Annotated in this window: 22 protein-coding genes; 13 read left to right on the top strand and 9 right to left on the bottom strand. The window is 73.1% G+C overall.

Annotated elements, in window-relative coordinates:
* Positions 1–32 precede the first annotated feature (32 nt).
* The 8 genes from EDC57_RS03300 to EDC57_RS03335 form a co-directional block, all read right to left on the bottom strand.
* On the bottom strand, positions 33–1,265 hold the full coding sequence (locus EDC57_RS03300) for a DAHL domain-containing protein (RefSeq protein WP_123400201.1): 1,233 nt from the start codon (positions 1,263–1,265) through the stop codon (positions 33–35).
* Positions 1,262–2,194: a cytochrome-c peroxidase gene (locus EDC57_RS03305; protein WP_123400203.1), complete on the bottom strand. Its 933-nt coding sequence runs from the start codon at positions 2,192–2,194 to the stop codon at positions 1,262–1,264. Before EDC57_RS03305 ends, EDC57_RS03300 begins: the two co-directional genes overlap by 4 nt.
* Positions 2,195–2,198: 4 nt before the next feature.
* Positions 2,199–2,681, bottom strand: a complete 483-nt coding sequence (moaC, locus tag EDC57_RS03310; protein ID WP_123400205.1) for a cyclic pyranopterin monophosphate synthase MoaC — start codon at positions 2,679–2,681, stop codon at positions 2,199–2,201.
* Positions 2,682–2,706: 25 nt separating this feature from the next.
* The gene (locus EDC57_RS03315; RefSeq protein ID WP_170165022.1) at positions 2,707–3,246 is read right to left on the bottom strand and encodes a metallophosphoesterase family protein; all 540 of its coding nucleotides are present in this window, start codon (positions 3,244–3,246) and stop codon (positions 2,707–2,709) included.
* Positions 3,247–3,294: 48 nt separating this feature from the next.
* A complete protein-coding gene (gene ppa, locus EDC57_RS03320; RefSeq protein ID WP_123400209.1) occupies positions 3,295–3,843 on the bottom strand; it encodes an inorganic diphosphatase in 549 nt (182 codons plus the stop codon).
* 112 nt (positions 3,844–3,955) lie between these two features.
* On the bottom strand, positions 3,956–5,974 hold the full coding sequence (locus EDC57_RS03325) for a sodium-translocating pyrophosphatase (protein WP_123400211.1): 2,019 nt from the start codon (positions 5,972–5,974) through the stop codon (positions 3,956–3,958).
* Positions 5,975–6,114: 140 nt separating this feature from the next.
* Positions 6,115–7,404, bottom strand: a complete 1,290-nt coding sequence (locus tag EDC57_RS03330) for a 6-phosphofructokinase (protein ID WP_123400213.1) — start codon at positions 7,402–7,404, stop codon at positions 6,115–6,117.
* A gap of 29 nt (positions 7,405–7,433) precedes the next feature.
* The gene (locus EDC57_RS03335; protein WP_123400215.1) at positions 7,434–7,799 is read right to left on the bottom strand and encodes a hypothetical protein; all 366 of its coding nucleotides are present in this window, start codon (positions 7,797–7,799) and stop codon (positions 7,434–7,436) included.
* Positions 7,800–7,977: 178 nt separating this feature from the next.
* Here EDC57_RS03335 and EDC57_RS03340 point away from each other — a divergent pair, with 178 nt between their 5' ends.
* Complete coding sequence (locus tag EDC57_RS03340; protein WP_123400217.1) at positions 7,978–8,658, top strand: adenylate kinase; 681 nt, start codon at positions 7,978–7,980, stop codon at positions 8,656–8,658.
* Between the two features lie 3 nt (positions 8,659–8,661).
* Here the strand turns inward: EDC57_RS03340 and EDC57_RS03345 are convergent, their stop codons facing one another.
* Positions 8,662–9,864 carry an SAM-dependent methyltransferase gene (locus tag EDC57_RS03345; protein WP_123400219.1) on the bottom strand — a complete coding sequence of 401 codons (1,203 nt, stop codon included), beginning with the start codon at positions 9,862–9,864 and terminating at the stop codon, positions 8,662–8,664.
* Positions 9,865–9,978: 114 nt separating this feature from the next.
* On the opposite strand from EDC57_RS03345, the gene EDC57_RS03350 reads away from it, so the two are divergent.
* The 12 genes from EDC57_RS03350 to EDC57_RS03400 all read left to right on the top strand — a co-directional run bounded on the left by EDC57_RS03350 (position 9,979) and on the right by EDC57_RS03400 (position 17,204).
* Complete coding sequence (locus tag EDC57_RS03350; RefSeq protein WP_170165023.1) at positions 9,979–10,806, top strand: vitamin B12 dependent-methionine synthase activation domain-containing protein; 828 nt, start codon at positions 9,979–9,981, stop codon at positions 10,804–10,806.
* A 5-nt stretch (positions 10,807–10,811) separates the two neighbouring features.
* Positions 10,812–11,330: a hypothetical protein gene (locus EDC57_RS12735; RefSeq protein WP_123400223.1), complete on the top strand. Its 519-nt coding sequence runs from the start codon at positions 10,812–10,814 to the stop codon at positions 11,328–11,330.
* Positions 11,330–12,697 (top strand): UDP-N-acetylmuramate:L-alanyl-gamma-D-glutamyl-meso-diaminopimelate ligase, encoded by a 1,368-nt coding sequence (mpl, locus tag EDC57_RS03360; RefSeq protein WP_123400225.1) that lies wholly within the window; start codon positions 11,330–11,332, stop codon positions 12,695–12,697. The genes EDC57_RS12735 and mpl overlap by 1 nt, the downstream gene beginning before the upstream one ends.
* Before the next feature lie 52 nt (positions 12,698–12,749).
* Positions 12,750–13,097 carry a hypothetical protein gene (locus EDC57_RS12625; RefSeq protein ID WP_148051423.1) on the top strand — a complete coding sequence of 116 codons (348 nt, stop codon included), beginning with the start codon at positions 12,750–12,752 and terminating at the stop codon, positions 13,095–13,097.
* A gap of 100 nt (positions 13,098–13,197) precedes the next feature.
* On the top strand, positions 13,198–14,397 hold the full coding sequence (locus EDC57_RS03365; protein ID WP_123400227.1) for a porin: 1,200 nt from the start codon (positions 13,198–13,200) through the stop codon (positions 14,395–14,397).
* A 12-nt stretch (positions 14,398–14,409) separates the two neighbouring features.
* Positions 14,410–14,688, top strand: coding sequence for a cytochrome c (locus EDC57_RS03370; RefSeq protein WP_123400230.1), 279 nt, complete (start codon positions 14,410–14,412; stop codon positions 14,686–14,688).
* 56 nt (positions 14,689–14,744) lie between these two features.
* Positions 14,745–15,071, top strand: coding sequence for a hypothetical protein (locus tag EDC57_RS03375; RefSeq protein WP_123400232.1), 327 nt, complete (start codon positions 14,745–14,747; stop codon positions 15,069–15,071).
* Positions 15,072–15,125: 54 nt separating this feature from the next.
* Positions 15,126–15,668, top strand: a complete 543-nt coding sequence (locus tag EDC57_RS03380; RefSeq protein ID WP_123400234.1) for a DsbE family thiol:disulfide interchange protein — start codon at positions 15,126–15,128, stop codon at positions 15,666–15,668.
* A complete protein-coding gene (gene petA, locus EDC57_RS03385) occupies positions 15,665–16,261 on the top strand; it encodes a ubiquinol-cytochrome c reductase iron-sulfur subunit (RefSeq protein WP_123400236.1) in 597 nt (198 codons plus the stop codon). Before EDC57_RS03380 ends, petA begins: the two co-directional genes overlap by 4 nt.
* Before the next feature lie 31 nt (positions 16,262–16,292).
* Positions 16,293–16,628, top strand: coding sequence for a hypothetical protein (locus tag EDC57_RS12740; protein ID WP_170165024.1), 336 nt, complete (start codon positions 16,293–16,295; stop codon positions 16,626–16,628).
* 88 nt (positions 16,629–16,716) lie between these two features.
* Positions 16,717–16,917: a CopZ family metallochaperone gene (locus tag EDC57_RS03395; RefSeq protein ID WP_123400238.1), complete on the top strand. Its 201-nt coding sequence runs from the start codon at positions 16,717–16,719 to the stop codon at positions 16,915–16,917.
* Complete coding sequence (locus tag EDC57_RS03400) at positions 16,914–17,204, top strand: metal-sensitive transcriptional regulator (protein WP_123400240.1); 291 nt, start codon at positions 16,914–16,916, stop codon at positions 17,202–17,204. The genes EDC57_RS03395 and EDC57_RS03400 overlap by 4 nt, the downstream gene beginning before the upstream one ends.
* Positions 17,205–17,234: the final 30 nt, after the last annotated feature.

Genomic DNA, 17,234 nt, shown 5'->3' on the forward strand with positions numbered 1-17,234 from the left:
GGCCCGTTGCTGCGCTTCCACCGTGCACGGGGTCAGGCCGGTATGCGCTGGCGCTGGTCGCTGCGGCGCAGCCTGCGCACCATCACCAGCGCCCCCTCGGTGTCGCGCGGGTTGGGCCGCACCAGCGGATAGGCCTCCACCGCCACCGAGGCGTCTCCTCCCTCGATGCGGACGTCCCGCAGCCAGCGCACCGGCGCGTCCGACTGGATCGCCTCGCGCGCCGGGCTCGGCAGGGGGGCGCGGGTGACCTCGCTCACCAGGGGCAGGACCTCGGCCAGGGGGCGGCCGCCCAGGCGCGGGCCCAGCAGCCGCTCGGCCTCGGCGTTGGCGAGCATCACGCGGTCCTGGTCGTCGACCAGGAGCACGGCGGCGTTGAGCGACTGGAGGGCGCGCCAGGCGCCGGCGCCGGCGGCGATGCGCCGGGTCCCGATGCCGTACTCGCGCGCCAGCACGGTGGTCAGGACCAGGAACACCAGCACCGCGAGCCCGACCAGGAGGTTGCGCATCCGCTCCGAGTTCCGCTCCACGCGCTCGTGGTAGTTGAGGAAGCCTTCCAGGGCCTCGTCGAGGACGCGACCGACGCCGGTGGACTCGATGAGCTCGAGACGGCGCTCGAGGACGGCGCCGAGGGTGACCAGGCGGCGGGCCTGGGCCGCCAGGCGACGGGCCGCCGGCAGCTCCGCAGCCTGCCGCTCGATCCCGTTGGTGATGCGGAGCAGCCCGGCGGCGAGCCGGGCGTCGCGGCTGTTGACGAGGCGCAGGGCGAGGCGCTGGGCCTCGGTGACGCGGGCGGCCGTTTCGGGCCGCGTCCCGCCCTGCCCGCCGAGGCGCTGCGGCTCCATGAAGGCGAAGAAGGCGAGCGCGACCTTGAACCCCGCCACCTCCGTGAGATAGCGCTCCAGGTCGGCGCGCATCTCCGACCAGCGCAGGGCGGCCTGCTGGATGGCGTAGGCGGTGGCCGGCGACGCCGCGATCGCCTCGGCCAGCGGCGCCCGGCCGAGGGCGGCGAGGGTCTCGCTGAGGCGGTCCTCGGCCGCGCGCACGAGGTCGAAGTCGTGGTGCTGGAGATAGCGCAGCACGAGGAGCTCCCGGTCGAGGGAGCGCTCGGCGTCGCGGGCGGCCTCCAGGGCCTTGACCACGGCCCCGTGGCGGGCGTTGATGCGGGCGATGTAGGTCGTCTGCGCGGCGAGGCCGCCGAGCAGGAGCAGCAGCAGGAGGGTGGTCGCCACCACCGAGCGCGGCAGCGGCGTTCCCGGCCCGATCACCGGGCCGCCTCCCCGCCGGCGGGGTCGAGGCTGCGCAGGAAGGCGACGATGCGCGCGATCTCCTCCCGCGTGAGATCGATGCCGGCCATGTGCTCGGCCATCTCCTCCACCGCCTCCTCGAGGGTCTCCATGGAGCCGTCGAAGTAGTAGGGCGGGGTGCGGGCGACGTTGCGCAGCGGCGGGACGCGGAAGATCCTGCGGTCGTCGTCGCGCCCGGTGACCACCGCGAGACCGGGGTCCTCCGCGTTCACCTCGCGGTGCTCGTCGAAGAGGTCACCGAGCGGGTCGATGGGCTGGCGGACGTTGCCGCCCGCCAGCGCGCCGTTGTGGCAGTGGATGCAGCCGACGTCCCGGAAGAGGTGGTAGCCCTCCCGCGCCTCCTCGGAGATGGCCGTGGTCTCGCCGCGCAGGAAGCGGTCGAAGGGGGAATCCGGGGTGTTGAGGGTGCGCAGGAAGGCCGCGAGGGCCGTCACCGCGCGGGGCGGGGCGAGGCCGAGCGCCCGCGCCCGCGCCTCGAGCTCGGGCAGGCGCACAAGCGCCGTCTCCGGGTCCGTCCCCATGCGCGCGGGGTCCTCGAGGCAGGCGGCGACGGCCTCCTCGAGGCGGCGGGCGTCGCCCCCCCAGCCGAAGAGCGCGAGCAGGCCGGCGTTGAGCAGCGTCGGCACGTCGCGGCGGACGCGGCCGCGGTGGGCGGGGCGGGGGCCGTCGCCGGCGTAGGCCCGCGCCGGGTCGTGGCAGCCGGCGCAGCTTCGCCTGCCGTCGGCGGCGAGGCGGGGATCGGCGAAGAGGGCGCGCCCGACCTCGGCGGCGGCGTCCGCGGGCGGCGGCGGGGGCACGGGCGTGATCGGATCCCCGCCGTAGTCGACGTCGTCGGCGCGCGCGGAGAGCGCCAGCGCGAGGGTGGCCGCGACGGCGAGGCGTCGCAGCACGCCCTCAGTCCTCCCTGCGGATCCAGTGCCCGGAGCGCCCGCCGGCCTTCTCCAGCAGGCGCACGCCGTCGATGGTCATGGCGCGGTCCACCGCCTTGCACATGTCGTAGATGGTGAGGAGCGCCACCTGCACCGCGCACAGGGCCTCCATCTCGACGCCGGTGCGGCCGCGGGTCTCGACGCGGGCGGTGCAGCGGACCGCGGGCGGGTCCTCCTCGAAGGCGAAGTCCACGGCGACCCGCGTCAGGGCCAGCGGGTGGCACAGCGGCACCAGATCCGCGGTGCGCTTGGCGCCCATGATGCCGGCGATGCGCGCCACCCCCAGGACGTCGCCCTTGCGGTGGTCGCCGGCGCGGATCCGCGCGAGGGTCGCGGCCTCCATTCGGATCCGGCCCTCCGCCACCGCCACGCGATGGGTCTCGTCCTTGTCGCCGACGTCCACCATGTGGGCCTCGCCGGCGGCGTTGAAGTGGGTCAGCCCGCTCATGTCCCGCTCCCGCCTGCGTGGGGCCCTATGGTAGGGCGCCGGCGGCGCCCGCGTCACGCCCCGGCGTGGGCAGGATCTCGGCGCGCCCCGCCGCGAGGTCCACCAAGGCCCAGGTGGCCGGCCCCCCGCGGCCGGCGACGGTGCCGGGGTTGACGAGGAGGATGCGGGCGCCGTCCGGGGCGCGCAGGGTCTCGATGCGCGGGACGTGGGTGTGGCCGCAGGCGGCGAGGGCGCAGCCCGGCGCGGCGAGCCGGCGCGCCGCCTCCGGGTCGTGGGTGAAGACGACGGGGCCCGCGGGGAGGGCGATCCGCCCCACCTCGCCGTGGTAGCGTGGGCGGCCGTCGCGGCCGTCGCACCAGGCGGGGAAGCCCTCGGGGTCGGCGTGGTTGTTGCCGTGCACGAGGTGCAGGGGCAGGGGCGGCCTGCCGAGGGCGCGCACGGTCTCGAGACGGACGATGTCGCCGCAGTGGAGGGCGAGGGCCGCGCCGCGGGCGGCGGCCGCCGCAAGCGCCGCGGCGAGGGCCTCGGCATCGTCGTGGCTGTCGGAGACGACGGCGATGCGCACGGGGTCAGGCGCGGGCGGTCTGGCGATGCCGCGTCACGGGCATCGGCGCTAGAAGGCCGGCTTGACCGGCGCCTCGCGGAAGCGGCGGATGGCCGCGGCCACCTCCTCGCGTGCCGCGGCGGCGCCGGCCCAGCCCTCGATGCGGGTCCACTTGCCGTCCTCGAGGTCCTTGTAGCGGGCGAAGAAGTGCTCGATGGGGGCGAGGGCGGACCGCGGCAGATCGCCCAGGTCGTCCACGTGGTGGTAGTGGGCGCTGAGATCGCGGGCCGGTACCGCCAGGAGCTTGGCGTCCGGGCCCTTCTCGTCCACCATGCGCAGCATCCCCACCGGCCGGCAGCGGATGACGGCGCCGGTGATCACCGGGATCGGAGTGATCACCATGACGTCCACGGGGTCGCCGTCCTCGGCCAGCGTGTGCGGCACGTAGCCGTAGTTGGCCGGGTAGTGCATCGCCGTGCCGAGGAAGCGGTCCACGAACAGGGCGCCGGTCTCCTTGTCGATCTCGTACTTGACGGGATCGGCATGGGCCGGGATCTCGATGATGACGTTGATCTCCTCCGGGGCGTGCTCGCCCGGTCCGACCCGGTCCAGGTTCATTCCGACCTCCGCGGTTGCCGTGGATCCGGCGCCGCGGCCCCTGGGCGCGGCGCAAAAAACGGGGGCCGGCAGTATACCGGCCCCCGCACCGGGGATGAAGGGTCGCGCCCGCTCAGAGCAGCGGCACGATGAGCAGGGCGACGATGTTGATGATCTTGATGAGGGGGTTGATGGCCGGGCCCGCGGTGTCCTTGTAGGGGTCGCCGACGGTGTCGCCGGTGACCGAGGCCTTGTGCGCCTCCGAGCCCTTGCCGCCGAAGTTGCCGTCCTCGATGTACTTCTTGGCGTTGTCCCAGGCGCCGCCGCCGGTGGTCATGGAGATGGCCACGAACAGCCCGGTGACGATGGTGCCGAGGAGCACGCCGCCGAGGGCCTTGGGGCCGAGGATCAGGCCCACCAGCAGCGGCACCAGCACCGGCAGCAGCGAGGGCACGATCATCTCCTTGATCGCCGCCCGCGTCAGCATGTCCACGGCGCGCGAGTAGTCGGGCTTGGCCTTGCCCTCCATGATGCCCGCGATCTCGCGGAACTGCCGCCGCACCTCGCGCACCACCGAGCCCGCGGCGCGGCCCACCGCCTCCATGGCCAGGGCGCCGAAGAGGTACGGCACCAGACCGCCGATGAAGAGCCCGATGATGACCAGGTGGTCGGAGAGGTCGAAGGCGAGCTCCTTGCCGTGGGCGGTGAGCTCGTGGGTGTAGTCGGCGAAGAGCACCAGGGCGGCGAGACCCGCCGATCCGATGGCATAGCCCTTGGTGACGGCCTTGGTGGTGTTGCCGACGGCGTCGAGGGGGTCGGTGATGTTGCGCACGTCGTCGGGCAGCTCGGCCATCTCCGCGATGCCGCCGGCGTTGTCGGTGATGGGGCCGTAGGCGTCCAGGGCGACGATGATGCCGGTCATGGAGAGCATCGCCGTGGCCGCGATGGCGATGCCGTAGAGGCCGGCGAGGGCATAGGCGGCCCAGATGCTGATGCAGACCGCGATCACCGGCAGCGCCGTCGCCTTCATGCCGACGCCGAGGCCGGCGATGATGTTGGTGGCATGGCCCGTGGTGGAGGCCTCGGCGATGTGGCGCACGGGCCCGAACTCGGTGCCGGTGTAGTACTCGGTGATGATCACCATCGCCGCGGTCAGGGCGAGGCCGATGAGGGCCGAGCCGTAGAGGGCGCCCACGCTGTAGGTGCCGTTGTCGCCCATGAGGCCGGCGGTGACCGGGTAGTAGGCGATGGCGGCGAGGACGCCGGCGACGATCAGGCCGCGGTAGAGGGCGCCCATGATCTTGCCGCCCTCGCGCGCCTTGACGAAGAAGGTGCCGATCACCGAGGCGACGATGGAGACGCCGCCGAGGACCAGGGGGTAGACCACCGCGTCGCTGCCGGCATCGGCGAGCATGAGGCCGCCGAGCAGCATCGTGGCGATGACGGTGACGGCATAGGTCTCGAACAGGTCCGCCGCCATGCCGGCGCAGTCGCCCACGTTGTCGCCGACGTTGTCGGCGATCACCGCGGGATTGCGCGGGTCGTCCTCGGGGATGCCCGCCTCCACCTTGCCCACGAGGTCGGCGCCGACGTCGGCGCCCTTGGTGAAGATGCCGCCGCCGAGACGGGCGAAGATGGAGATCAGCGAGCCGCCGAAGCCGAGGCCCACCAGTGGCGAGAGGTCCACCGACTCGGCGCCCGAGGTGGCGGCGAGGAAGGCGTAGTAACCGGCCACGCCGAGCAGCCCCAGGCCCACCACCAGCAGGCCGGTGATGGCGCCGCCGCGGAAGGCCACCTGCAGCGCGGGGTTGATGCCGTGGCGGGCGGCCTCGGCGGTGCGCACGTTGGCGCGCACCGAGATGTTCATGCCGATGTAGCCGGCCGCCCCGGAGAGGATGGCCCCGACCGCGAAGCCGAAGGCGGTCTTCCAGGACAGGGCGAGGCCGATGACCACGAACAGCACCGCGCCGACGATGCCGATGGTGGTGTACTGGCGGTTGAGGTAGGCCTGGGCGCCCTCCTGGATCGCCGTGGCGATGGCGCGCATGCGCTCGTTGCCCGCCGGCTGGGCCAGGATCCAGCGCATGGAGACGACGCCGTAGATGACGGCGGCGATCGCGCACAGGAGCGCGAAGACGAGACTGCCGGACATCGAAGATCCTCCCTTCTGGTCGGTTGAGGCGACCGCCTTCGTCCGGGCCCCCTACCCGTTATGCACCGATAAAATGTGCTTAGGCGGACGCGTCAGCGCATTATAGGTATCCGCGGTGCGGGATCAACGCACCCGCACCCTCACAGCGCGAGCTCGAACGGCGCCAGCTTCTTCGGCACGGCGACGTTCTTGAGCCGCACGTACCGGGGCATCCCGTTGCGGTAGGGCGGGTAGGCCTCGCCCTGGATCAGGGGCTCCAGGTAGGCGCGGCAGCTCGGGGTGATGCCGAAGCCGTCGCGGGAGATGAAGCGCCGGGGCATCATCTTCTCGCGGTTGGCCACCTGCGCGAGCGGCGCCTCGACGATGCGCCAGCGGTAGGGCTTGTCGGAGCGGCGCTCGATGGCGGGCATGACCGCATTGCGCCCCTGCAGCGCCATCTCCACCGCGGCCTGGCCGACGGCGTAGGCCTGCTCGACGTCGGTGGCCGAGGCGATGTGGCGCGCCGCGCGCTGCAGGTAGTCGGCCACCGCCCAGTGGTACTTGAGCCCCAGTCCCTCCCGCACCATGTTGGCGATCACCGGCGCGGCGCCGCCGAGCTGGGCGTGGCCGAAGGCGTCGCGCATGCCCTGATCGGAGACGAACCGCCCGTCCGGCCAGCGCAGGCCCTCCGAGACCACCACGGTGCAGTAGCCGTGCGCCTTCACCATGGCGTCCACCTTGGCCAGGAACTTGTCCTGGTCGAAGCGCACCTCCGGGAACAGGATCACGATGGGCAGCTCGAGGTCGGGGCCGGAGGCGAGGCCGCCGGCGGCGGCGATCCAGCCCGCGTGCCGGCCCATGACCTCGAGGACGAAGACCTTGGTGGAGGTCTTGGCCATGGAGGCCACATCGAGGGTGGCCTCGCGGGTGGAGACCGCGATGTACTTGGCCACCGAGCCGAAGCCGGGGCAGTTGTCGGTGATGGGCAGGTCGTTGTCGACCGTCTTCGGGACGTGGATGGCCTGGATGGGATAGCCCATCTTCTCCGAGAGCTGGGCCACCTTGAGGCAGGTGTCGGCCGAGTCGCCGCCGCCGTTGTAGAAGAAGTAGCCGATGTTGTGGGCCTCGAAGACCTCGATCAGCCGCTCGTACTGGGCGCGGTTCTCCTCCAGGCTCTTGAGCTTGTAGCGGCAGGAGCCGAAGGCCCCGCCGGGGGTGTGGCGCAGGGCGCTAATCGCCGCGGCCGATTCCTTGCTGGTGTCGATGAGGTCCTCGGTGAGGGCGCCGATGATGCCGTTGCGTCCGGCGTAGACCTTGCCGATCTCGCGGGCCTTGCGGCAGGCCTCGATGACGCCGCAGGCGCTGGCGTTGATGACCGCGGTGACGCCCCCCGACTGGGCGTAGAAGGCGTTCTTGCGGCCGCGGCCGGCGGCCTTCTTCTTCGTCGCCATGAGCTTGCTCCCCCTTGGTGTGTCGTCGCTCAACCCCCCTCGGCCGCCCGCGCGCGCTCGCGCGCCTGGTCGGCCTGCACCCGCAGCAGCGTCACGGTGCAGTCGGCGAGATCGTCGAACTCCTCGATCCCGGTGCCGTACTGCTCCCGCACGCTGTAGAAGAACTGGCAGCGGTAGCGGCGGTCGCCGGTCTTGACGATGAGGAAATGGCAGTCGCCCTGGCGGAAGTAGAGCGCCGGGCGGGCGGTGAGCTCGCGCGCCGTCGGCCGCAGGCGCACCTCCACCTCCACGTCCTCCGGAGCGGGCGCGTCCCCGCCCCAGCGCTCGCGCAGGGCGGTCTCGACGATCCAGCGCTCGGCCTCGGTGAAGCCCGGCGGCGATCCGGCTTGGGTCATGGTCAGGTGCGGCCCGTGATTGACTTGCCCGGAACGGCGCACTAGCTTAGTCGCTCCTTTTCGGCGCCGCCATGCAATTTCCCTAATGGGGGCATGAAGGATGCGCCAGGCCGCACGACGCGATGCGGCGTGCGCCGCTGGCCCGTGCGTGCGATCCGGTCGAGGAGGTGTCGAGTCCATGAGGGTGGTGGTGCTCGGGCCGCCAGGGGGCGGGAAGGGGACCCAGGCCAGGCGGGTCGCGGCGCGCTTCGGGGTGCCGCACGTGGCGCTTGCGGACCTGGTGCGCGAGGCGATCCGCAAGGGGACGCCCCTCGGTCAGCAGGCGAAGGCCTTCCATGACGCCGGCATGCCGGTCCCGGACGAGATCGCGCTGGCCCTCATCCGCCAGCGCCTGGCGCGGCGTGATGCGGCGCGCGGCTACGTCCTCGACGGCTTCCCCCGCAACGCCGAGCAGGCGCGGGTCCTGGACGAGATGCTGGCCGAGATCGGCCGGCCGCTGGATCTGGCGATCCTGATCGAGATGGACTTCGACCTCATCGTCCAGCGCGTGGTGGGGCGGCGGACCTGTGCCCAGTGCGGCCGCACCTACAACATCTTCCTCGATCCACCCCTCATCGACGACGAGTGCGACGAGTGCGGGGGGCGCCTGCGGCGGCGCGCCGACGACAACGAGGAGACCATCAGCAACCGGCTGCGCACCTACGAGGGGCTCATCGGCGAGCTCGCCGGCCACTACCGCGAGCGCGGCCTGCTGCGCAGCGTGGACGGCAACGGCGAGGTCGACGAGGTCTTCGCCCAGATCGAGGCCGCCGTCACCGAGGGCGGGGTCGGCGGGCGCGCCCGCGCCAGCGGCGACTGAGCCTCAGGCGGCGCCGCGCGCGGCCGGCGCCTGCGCGCCCTCGCCCCGGTAGAGATAGTCGCGGGTGAGCGGGACCGCGGTGCGGTCGCGGGCGAGCTGGATCTGGAACACCACCATGTCGCTCCAGCGGAAGCTCGCCTCGGCGATGGCGAGATACATCTCCCACATGCGCGCGAAGCGCTCGCCCATGCGCTCGGCCACCTCGTCGCGGTGGCGCTGGAAGCGCGCCTGCCAGTGGGCGAGGGTCATGGCGTAGTGCAGGCGCAGCACCTCCACGTCGCACAGCTCCAGCCCCGCCTCCTCGATGGCGGCGGCGACCTCGGACAGGGCCGGGTTGTAGCCGCCGGGGAAGATGTAGCGGCGGATCCAGGCGTTGGTGGTGGTGGGCGGCCCCAGGCGGCCGATGGTGTGCAGCAGCATCACGCCGTCGGGCGCGAGCAGCTCGCGCGCCCGCTCGAAGTAGGTGCGGTACTGGGGCTGGCCCACGTGCTCGAACATGCCGACGCTGACGATGCGGTCGTAGCGGCCGCGGTGCTCGCGGTAGTCCTCGAGGCGGAACGTGAGGCGGTCGGCGAGCCCTTCGGCCTCGGCCCAGGCGCGGGCGACGCGGAGCTGTTCCTTCGACAGCGTCACCCCGGTGACGTGGACGCCGTGGTGGCGGGCGAGGTGGCGCGCGAGGCTTCCCCAGCCGCTGCCGATGTCGAGCACGCGCATCCCCGGGCGGAGCAGGAGCTTGGCGGCGATGTGACGGGCCTTGGCCTCCTGGGCCTCCTCCAGGGTCATGTCGGGCCGCGCGAAGTAGGCGCAGGAGTAGTGCATCTCGCGGTCGAGGAAGCGGCGGAAGAGCCACTCGTCGAGGTCGTAGTGGTGGGCGGCGTTGCGGCGGCTGCGGGCGATGCGGTTGCCCTGCTGCCACAGCCGCTTGAGCGCGGCGCGCCAGCCGCGCTCGTGGCGCAGCGGGAAGTTGGTGAGCAGGACCTCCAGGAGGCGGACGAGGCCGCCCTCGCCCGCCGACCAGGCGCCTTCCATGTAGGTCTCGCCGAAGGCGAGGTCGGGGTCGGCGGCGATGCGGCGCAGGGCCTTGGGGTCGTGGATCACCCACTCGGCGGCGGGCTCGCCCTCGCCGTAGCGCTCGCGCCGCCCGTCCGGGAGGACCAGGCCGAGCGTGCCCTTGCGGATGTGCCGGCGTAGGATGCGCTGGTGCATGGCCGCGCGCCTCCACCGCTGTCCAGGGTCTGCGCACAAACATAGTGAGACCCCGCCGGAGGGGCAAGTGCGGGGCGATCCGTATAATGGCCTGCGCTGCCCGAGGAGCACGCGGTGAGCGAGGAGCCCGTCCGTCACGACAACGCCGTCCCTGTGCCGCCCTTCTGGGGCGCGCGCTGCATCGAGCATGTGCCGCTGCGCGCGGTGTTGCCCTATCTCAACCGCACCGCGCTCTACAAATTCCAGTGGGGGCTCAAGCCGGGGGGGCGCGAGCCCGAGGCCTACCGGGCGTGGCTGCGTCGGGTGGCCGACCCGGTGCTCAACCGCCTGGTGGCGGAGAGCGAGGGCGGCGACATCCTGCGTCCGCAGGCGGTCTACGGCTACTTCCCGTGCCAGAGCGAGGGGGAGGCGCTGATCGTCTACGACGATCCCGAGGGTCGGGTCGAGCGCGGCCGCTTCCTGTTTCCGCGCCAGCGCCGGGGGCGGCGCCTGTGCATCGCGGACTTCTTCCGCCCCCGCGCCTCGGGCGAGATGGACGTGGTGGCCTTCCAGGTGGTCACCGTGGGCCAGCGCGCCGCGGATCACGCCCGCGCCCTCTTCGAGGCCGACCGCTATCAGGACTATCTCTACTGGCACGGGCTCAACGTGGAGGCCACCGAGGCGCTGGCCGAGTACGTGCACCGGCTGATCCGCGCCGAGCTCGGCTTCGCCGCCGAGGACGCGCGCGACCTCAAGGCCGTGATCAAGGGCGGCTACCGCGGCGCGCGCTACTCCTTCGGCTACCCGGCCTGCCCCGACCTGCACCAGCAGGTGCTGATCCTGGAGCTGCTGGATGCGGCGCGCATCGGCGTGCGCCTCGGCGAGGAGGACCAGCTCTGGCCCGAGGAGTCCACCTCGGCGATCGTGGTCCACCACCCCCAGGCCCGCTACTTCACCGTCTGAGGCGCATGGGCGCGCTGCTGCGACGCTTCTGGGGGCTGTGCCTGCTGCGCGCCGGGCCGCAGGATCTTCCGCCCTCGCAGGTGCTCGCGGCGCTCGCCACCGCGGCCTATCTCGCCAGCGGCGTCGCGCTGCTCGCGGTGGAGGGGCGGGGGACGGCGGCGGCGGTGGCGCCGGCGCTCGCCGATCTCGCGGTGATGGTGGTCCTGCTGCGTCTGGCGCTGGCGGTGCGGGGGGTGCCGGCGCGCTTCCGCCAGACCTACACCGCCCTCACCGGGAGCGGTGCCCTGCTCGGCTTCCTCGCCCTGCCGGTGGCGGCGGTGCTGGCGCAGGCGGCGGCCGCCGGGCGGCCCGCACCCGCGGCGTTGCTGGCCTGGCTCGGGCTCGTGGCCTGGAGCCTCGCCGTGATCGCGCACATCCTGCGCCACGCCCTGTCGGTGCCGCCGGCGGTGGGGCTCGCCGGCGCGGTGCTCTACCTCGCGGCCTCCATGGCGGTGGTGGGCGCCATGACCGCGGGAGGCGGCTGATGCGGGTGCACATCCTCGGCATCTGCGGCACCTTCATGGGCGGGCTTGCGCAGCTCGCCCGGGCGCTGGGCCACGAGGTGAGCGGGCAGGACGCCGGGATCTACCCCCCCATGAGCGAGCTGCTGGCCGAGGCCGGGATCGAGGTGCGCGAGGGGTGGGATCCGGCGGCGATCCCGCGGGGGGTGGACTGCGTCGTCGTCGGCAACGCCCTCTCGCGCGGCAACCCCGCGGTGGAGCACGTCCTCGACCGGGGCCTGCCCTACACCTCCGGGCCGCAGTGGCTGGCCGAGGCGGTGCTGCGCGGACGCTGGGTGATCGCCGTCGCGGGCACCCACGGCAAGACCACCACCACCGCGATGGTGGCCTGGATCCTGGCGCAGGCGGGGCTGGCCCCGGGCTGGCTGGTGGGGGGTGCGCCGCGGGGGCTCGGCGCCTCGGCCTGCCTCGGCGAGACCCCCTTCTTCGTGGTGGAGGCGGACGAGTACGACACCGCCTTCTTCGACAAGCGCGCCAAGTTCGTCCACTACCGCCCGCGCACCCTGGTGCTCAACAATCTCGAGTTCGACCACGCCGACATCTATCCGGATCTGGCGGCGATCCAGCGCCAGGTCCACCACCTGGTGCGCACGGTGCCGGCCTCGGGGCGGATCGTAGCCCCGGCGGGGGATGCGGCTGTGGCGGGCGCGCTGGCCATGGGCTGCTGGACGCCGGTGGAGCGCACCGGCCCCGGCGGGCTCTGGCAGGCCGAGCCGCTGGCCGAGGACGCCTCGGCCTTCCGCGTGCGCCTCGACGGGCGGGCCCTCGGCGAGGTGCGCTGGCGGCTCGCGGGGGCCCACAACCTCGCCAACGCGCTCTCGGCCCTGGCCGCGGCGCGCCACGCCGGGGTCGCGCCGGCGGCGGCGCTGGAGGCGCTGGCGGGCTTCCCCGGGGTGCGGCGTAGGCTGGAGGTGGTGGGCGAGGCCGGCGGCGTCACCGTCTACGACGACTTCGCCCACCATCCCACCGCGATCGCGGCCACGCTGGCGGCGCTGCGCCCGCGCGTGGGTGCGGGCCGGCTCGTCGCCTGCCTCGAGCCGCGCTCCAACACCATGCGCATGGGCGTGCACCGCGAGGCCCTGGCGGCCGCCCTCGCCGGCGCCGACCGCGTGCACGCCCTGCGCCCGCCGGGGCTGGGCTGGGACCTCGCCGCGGCGCTCGCGCCCCTCGGGCCGAGGGCGGCGGTGCACGAGGCCACCCGGGCCCTGGTGGCGGCGGTGGCGGGCGAGGCGCGCCCCGGCGACCACGTGGTGTGCATGAGCAACGGCGCCTTCGACGGTGTGCCGCGGCGGCTGCTCGCGGCCCTTGCCGCCGGCGCGGCGGGGGCGTAAGCTGGAATTAACCACGTAACCTTTGGCGGTTTTCGGAGTGGTCGACCGGGAAATGCCACGCACGTGGCTCCACGTCCTAGGCCTGGTCGCGGTCCTGCTGGCGCTGGCAGCGGTCCTGCCGGTGCCGGTGCAGGGGCACGCCGACGCCGGTCCCGTCCTCCGTGCCGTGCCGCATCGGCACGTCGAGCTCCGCTGTCCCTGCCACTGCATCGGCTCCTGCCCCTGCCGCACCGCCTGCGCGGGGGGGGTGGGCTGCACCACGGCGTTGCCGCACTGCGCGGTGCCGGTCATCGCCGCGTGGTGGCTGCCTTCGCAGGCGCACGACCCCGTGTCGGAGGCGCGGGCCCCGCTCGCGGGCGTCGAGACCGATCCCCTCACACGACCGCCCATCGCCGCCTGAGGCGGTCCGCGCACGGTGCTGCGCCCGCGCGGCGACGCGGATCGCCGCCCGCTTTCGACTCCGATCTCGACTCCGACCCGAAACCACAGGAGGTAGCGACATGCGCAAGCATCATGTCCTCGTGACGGCGCTGGGGCTCGCGGCCGCGGCGGGGCCCGCGGCGGCACAGACCCCGGAGGCGCTGGAGCAGGCCGTTGAGAAGGTCCTGCGGGAGCATTCCGAGTGGAGCGACCAGAAGTCGGTGGTGCACCTGGCCGGCTACGCCGGTGTCACGTACCAGAACGGGGACGTCCGCGGGCACGACGGGACGAAGGACGTGGACGCCTTCTCCGGCACCCAGTTTGCGCCCATCTTCCACTACCAGTACGGCGACTCGATCCTGCTCGAGTCCGAGCTGGAGCTCGCCGTCACGGAGGAGGGCGAGACCGACCTGGAGATGGAGTACCTGACCATCGACTGGATCGCGAACGACCATCTCACCGTGGTCGCCGGGCGCTTCCTCAGTCCCCTCGGGTTCTTCCGCCAGAACCTGCATCCGTCCTGGATCAACAAGCTGCCGACGGCGCCGGCGGGCTTCGGCCACGACGGGGCCGCACCCACCAGCGAGACCGGGCTGCAGCTGCGCGGTGGATTCGGCGGAGGCGGCGTGCGCTTCAACTACGCGGTCTACGTCGGCAACGGGCCGGAGCTGGAGGTGGTCTCCGAGACGGAGAACGTCGGCGCCCCCGACGACTTCGCCGTGGAAGGGATCATGGCGGAGGGCTTCTCCCGCGACCTCAACGAGGAGAAGGTGGTGGGCGGCCGGCTCGGCATTCTGCCCTTCCCCGAGCTGGAGATCGGCCTCTCCGCCGCCACCGGCAAGGCGGATGCGGAGATCACCGACGACGACGTGGGCGGCGGCAACCCCGGAGAGGCCGTGGTCAGCGCCGACTACGACGTCTTCGCCTTCGATCTCGCCTACCGGCGCGGTGGGCTCAAGGTCTACGCCGAGTGGGTCCGCAGCGAGCTCGGGGACATCAGCCTCGACGGCACGGAGCTGGCCGGCGGCGAGGTGGAGACCGGCGACTGGGAGGCCTGGTACGTGCAGGGCTCCTATCGCGTCGGCAACGTCGAGGTGGTGCTCCGCTACGGTGAGGTGGACACCCCCCACGACGACGAGTCCGACCAGACCCAGACCGCGGTGGGGGTCAACTACTATCTCGCCAACAACGCGCTGGTGAAGCTGGCCTACGAGACCAACGACTTCGACGCCGGCGACGACCCCGACCGCGTCCTGCTCCAGTTCGCCTACGGTTTCTGAGGAGGGAAGACCATGCGTACGATGCCGACGATCCTCGCCGCGGTGCTGGCTGCGGCCTCGGTGGCGGGTGGCGGTGCCGCGTGGGCGGCCTCGGACGAGGCGCGCCAGGGCGACATGGGGCGCGGCGCCCAGGTGTGGGTCAACAACTGCAACCGCTGTCACGAGTACCGCGACCCGAAGGAGTTCCGCGACGGCCTGTGGCGGCCCATCATCACCCACATGCGCATCCGTGCGGGGCTGACCGGGCAGGAGGCCCGTGACGTCCTGCGCTACATGCAGGAGAGCAACTGAGCCTGCGCCCGGCCCGGCGGGAACCCCGCCGGGCCGGGCCGGTCGAATTCGCTGTCATGCGCGCCTGGATCGTGGTCTTGCTTGCGGCGCTGGGCCTCGGCGTGGGGTCCGGCAGCGCCCGCGTCGTCTCCGCGCACCCGGCGCCGGGGATGAGCGCGGTCCCGCCGGACGTGCTCCCGGCGCAGCCGCCGCCTCCCCCGGCGGCGCCGTCCTGTGTCTCCCCCGCCCATTGCACGCCCTGCGGCACGGGCTGCGTGGTCGCGGCGGCGGCCGCCGCCCCCGCGCCGGGGGGCGATGCCGAGCGGCCGGCTCCGGCCGCCCGCCGGCTGCTGCCCGTCTTCCTCGAGCCGCCCCAGCCGCCGCCGCGCCGCCCCCCCGCCTGAGAACGCCGCGGCCGCCGCGGCGGCCGTCCGTCCTTGCAGAACGGGGGATGTGCCATGCGCGCACGCTACTACGTGCCTCTGCTGATCTTCCTGCCCCTCACCGTGGTCTTCGCGGTGGGGCTGTTCCGCGACCCGAAGCTGGTGCCCTCGCCGCTCATCGACAAGCCGGCGCCGGAGTTCCGCCTGCCGGAGCTGCGCGAGCCGCAGCGGGAGGTGACCCGCGACGACCTCCTGGGTCGCGTCTCGCTGGTCAACGTGTGGGCGAGCTGGTGCACCGCCTGCCGCCAGGAGCACCCGCTGCTCATGGAGCTGGGGCGGGCGAAGGTGGTGCAGATCGTCGGCCTCAACTACAAGGACGAGCGCGAAAACGCGCTGGCGTGGCTGGCGGAGCTGGGCGATCCCTACGACCTCGTCGCCCAGGACCGCAGCGGCCGCGTGGGCATCGACTGGGGGGTCTACGGCGTGCCGGAGACCTTCCTCGTGGATGCCCGCGGGGTGATCCGCTACAAGCACATCGGCCCGATGACGCCGCGGGTGATCGAGGAGGAGATCCTGCCCCGCGTGCGTGCGCTGCAGGCCGCAGGAGGTGCCTCATGAACCGGCAGGACCGCACCGACGCGGCGCGCCGCCGCTTCCTCGTCGCCGCCACCGGGGTGGTGGGCGGTGTCGGCGTGGGCTTCGCCGCCGTGCCCTTCGTGGCCTCGCTGGCGCCCAGCGCCCGGGCCCGCGCCTTCGGGGCGCCGGTGCAGGTGGACTTCGCCAAGCTGGAGCCCGGCCAGCAGATGACGGTGGAATGGCGCGGCAAGCCGGTGTGGATCCTCCACCGGACGCCGCAGATGCTGCAGACCCTGGCGAAGATCGAGGACCGGCTGCGCGACCCGCAGTCGCTCCGCCCCCAGCAGCCGCTCTACTGCCGGAACCGCCATCGCTCCATCAAGCCGGAGTTCCTCATCGCCATCGGCATCTGCACGCATCTGGGCTGCGTCCCCACCTACCGGCCCGACGTGGCCCCGGAGGATCTCGGCCCGGACTGGCCGGGCGGCTATTTCTGCCCCTGCCACGGCTCCCGTTACGACCTGGCCGGGCGTGTCTACAAGGGGGTTCCGGCCCCCCTCAACCTGGAGATCCCGCCGCACCGCTACCTCGGGGAGCGGGTGGTGGAGATCGGTGTCGATGGGAAGGCGGCGTGAGCGCCGCCCAGGCCACGGGAGGAAGCGACCCATGAGCGAGGCGACCCGGGTGTCCCGTCCCCTCCTGGTGGCGGCGGAGGCGGTGTCGGACCGCCTGCGTGCGGCCCTGGAGGGGGTGGAGGGTGTGGAGGCGGTGCGGATCGGCGCCGGCCTCGAGGTGACCTATGATGCGGCCCGCGTCGACTATCCGACGCTGATGGCGGCGGCGGAGGCGGCGGGCGCGGCGGCGGCGCGGGGCTGGCTGGCCCGCCTGCGCCGCGCCTGGTACGGCTACCTGGACGGCAACCTGCGCGCCAATGCGCGTGCCAAGGCGGGGCCCTGCTGCAGCAACCCCACCGAGATCCTCGCGCAGCGCCGCCGCCGCTGAGCGGCGCTTGACGCGGGGGGGCGCAAGGCGTAGTCTGTAGCCACCCCACCCCCAGTGGGGTGGGGTGGCAGCGAAGGAGGTGGACGAGATGATCCAGCTGAAGGTGAAGGGCATGACCTGCGGACATTGCGAGAACGCCGTGCGCAAGGCCCTCGAGGCGGTGCCCGGGGTCGAGCGCGTGGTGGAGGTGGACCGCACCAAGGGGGTCGCGGTGGTGGAGGGCTCGCCCGACATCGAGGCCTTGGTGGCGGCGATCCGGGAGGAGGGCTACGAGGCGGAGGCCGCGTGAACGGCTGCTGCAGCGGGCTGCGTCTCAACCCGGAGGTGCGCGAGGAGGCGCGGCGGCGCCTCCTCTCCATCCGCGGCCATGTCGAGGGCATCCTCCGGATGCTGGAGGACGAGACCGTCTACTGCGTCGACGCCCTCAAGCAGATCAAGGCGGTGCAGGGGGCGCTCGACAAGGTCGGAGCGCTGGTCCTGCGCAGCCACCTGCGCGAGCACGTGGTCACCGCCAGCGAGCGCGGCGATGCCGAAGGCATCGTCGAGGAGATGATGGAGATCCTCAAGTACCGCTGAGGGGCGCGGTGCCCGGCGGCGGGGGAGAGC

This window comes from Inmirania thermothiophila (assembly GCF_003751635.1).
Classification (GTDB): Bacteria; Pseudomonadota; Gammaproteobacteria; order DSM-100275; family DSM-100275; genus Inmirania; species Inmirania thermothiophila.

Coding starts and splice junctions, on each gene's coding strand:
- moaC (WP_123400205.1), bottom strand. CDS start 2,681: ATGAGCGGGCTGACCCACTTCAACGCCGCCGGCGAGGCCCACATGGTG.
- ppa (WP_123400209.1), bottom strand. CDS start 3,843: ATGAACCTGGACCGGGTCGGACCGGGCGAGCACGCCCCGGAGGAGATC.
- EDC57_RS03325 (WP_123400211.1), bottom strand. CDS start 5,974: ATGTCCGGCAGTCTCGTCTTCGCGCTCCTGTGCGCGATCGCCGCCGTC.
- EDC57_RS03330 (WP_123400213.1), bottom strand. CDS start 7,404: ATGGCGACGAAGAAGAAGGCCGCCGGCCGCGGCCGCAAGAACGCCTTC.
- EDC57_RS03335 (WP_123400215.1), bottom strand. CDS start 7,799: ATGACCCAAGCCGGATCGCCGCCGGGCTTCACCGAGGCCGAGCGCTGG.
- EDC57_RS03340 (WP_123400217.1), top strand. CDS start 7,978: ATGAGGGTGGTGGTGCTCGGGCCGCCAGGGGGCGGGAAGGGGACCCAG.
- EDC57_RS03345 (WP_123400219.1), bottom strand. CDS start 9,864: ATGCACCAGCGCATCCTACGCCGGCACATCCGCAAGGGCACGCTCGGC.
- EDC57_RS12735 (WP_123400223.1), top strand. CDS start 10,812: ATGGGCGCGCTGCTGCGACGCTTCTGGGGGCTGTGCCTGCTGCGCGCC.
- mpl (WP_123400225.1), top strand. CDS start 11,330: ATGCGGGTGCACATCCTCGGCATCTGCGGCACCTTCATGGGCGGGCTT.
- EDC57_RS12625 (WP_148051423.1), top strand. CDS start 12,750: ATGCCACGCACGTGGCTCCACGTCCTAGGCCTGGTCGCGGTCCTGCTG.
- EDC57_RS03365 (WP_123400227.1), top strand. CDS start 13,198: ATGCGCAAGCATCATGTCCTCGTGACGGCGCTGGGGCTCGCGGCCGCG.
- EDC57_RS03370 (WP_123400230.1), top strand. CDS start 14,410: ATGCGTACGATGCCGACGATCCTCGCCGCGGTGCTGGCTGCGGCCTCG.
- EDC57_RS03375 (WP_123400232.1), top strand. CDS start 14,745: ATGCGCGCCTGGATCGTGGTCTTGCTTGCGGCGCTGGGCCTCGGCGTG.
- EDC57_RS03380 (WP_123400234.1), top strand. CDS start 15,126: ATGCGCGCACGCTACTACGTGCCTCTGCTGATCTTCCTGCCCCTCACC.
- petA (WP_123400236.1), top strand. CDS start 15,665: ATGAACCGGCAGGACCGCACCGACGCGGCGCGCCGCCGCTTCCTCGTC.
- EDC57_RS12740 (WP_170165024.1), top strand. CDS start 16,293: ATGAGCGAGGCGACCCGGGTGTCCCGTCCCCTCCTGGTGGCGGCGGAG.
- EDC57_RS03395 (WP_123400238.1), top strand. CDS start 16,717: ATGATCCAGCTGAAGGTGAAGGGCATGACCTGCGGACATTGCGAGAAC.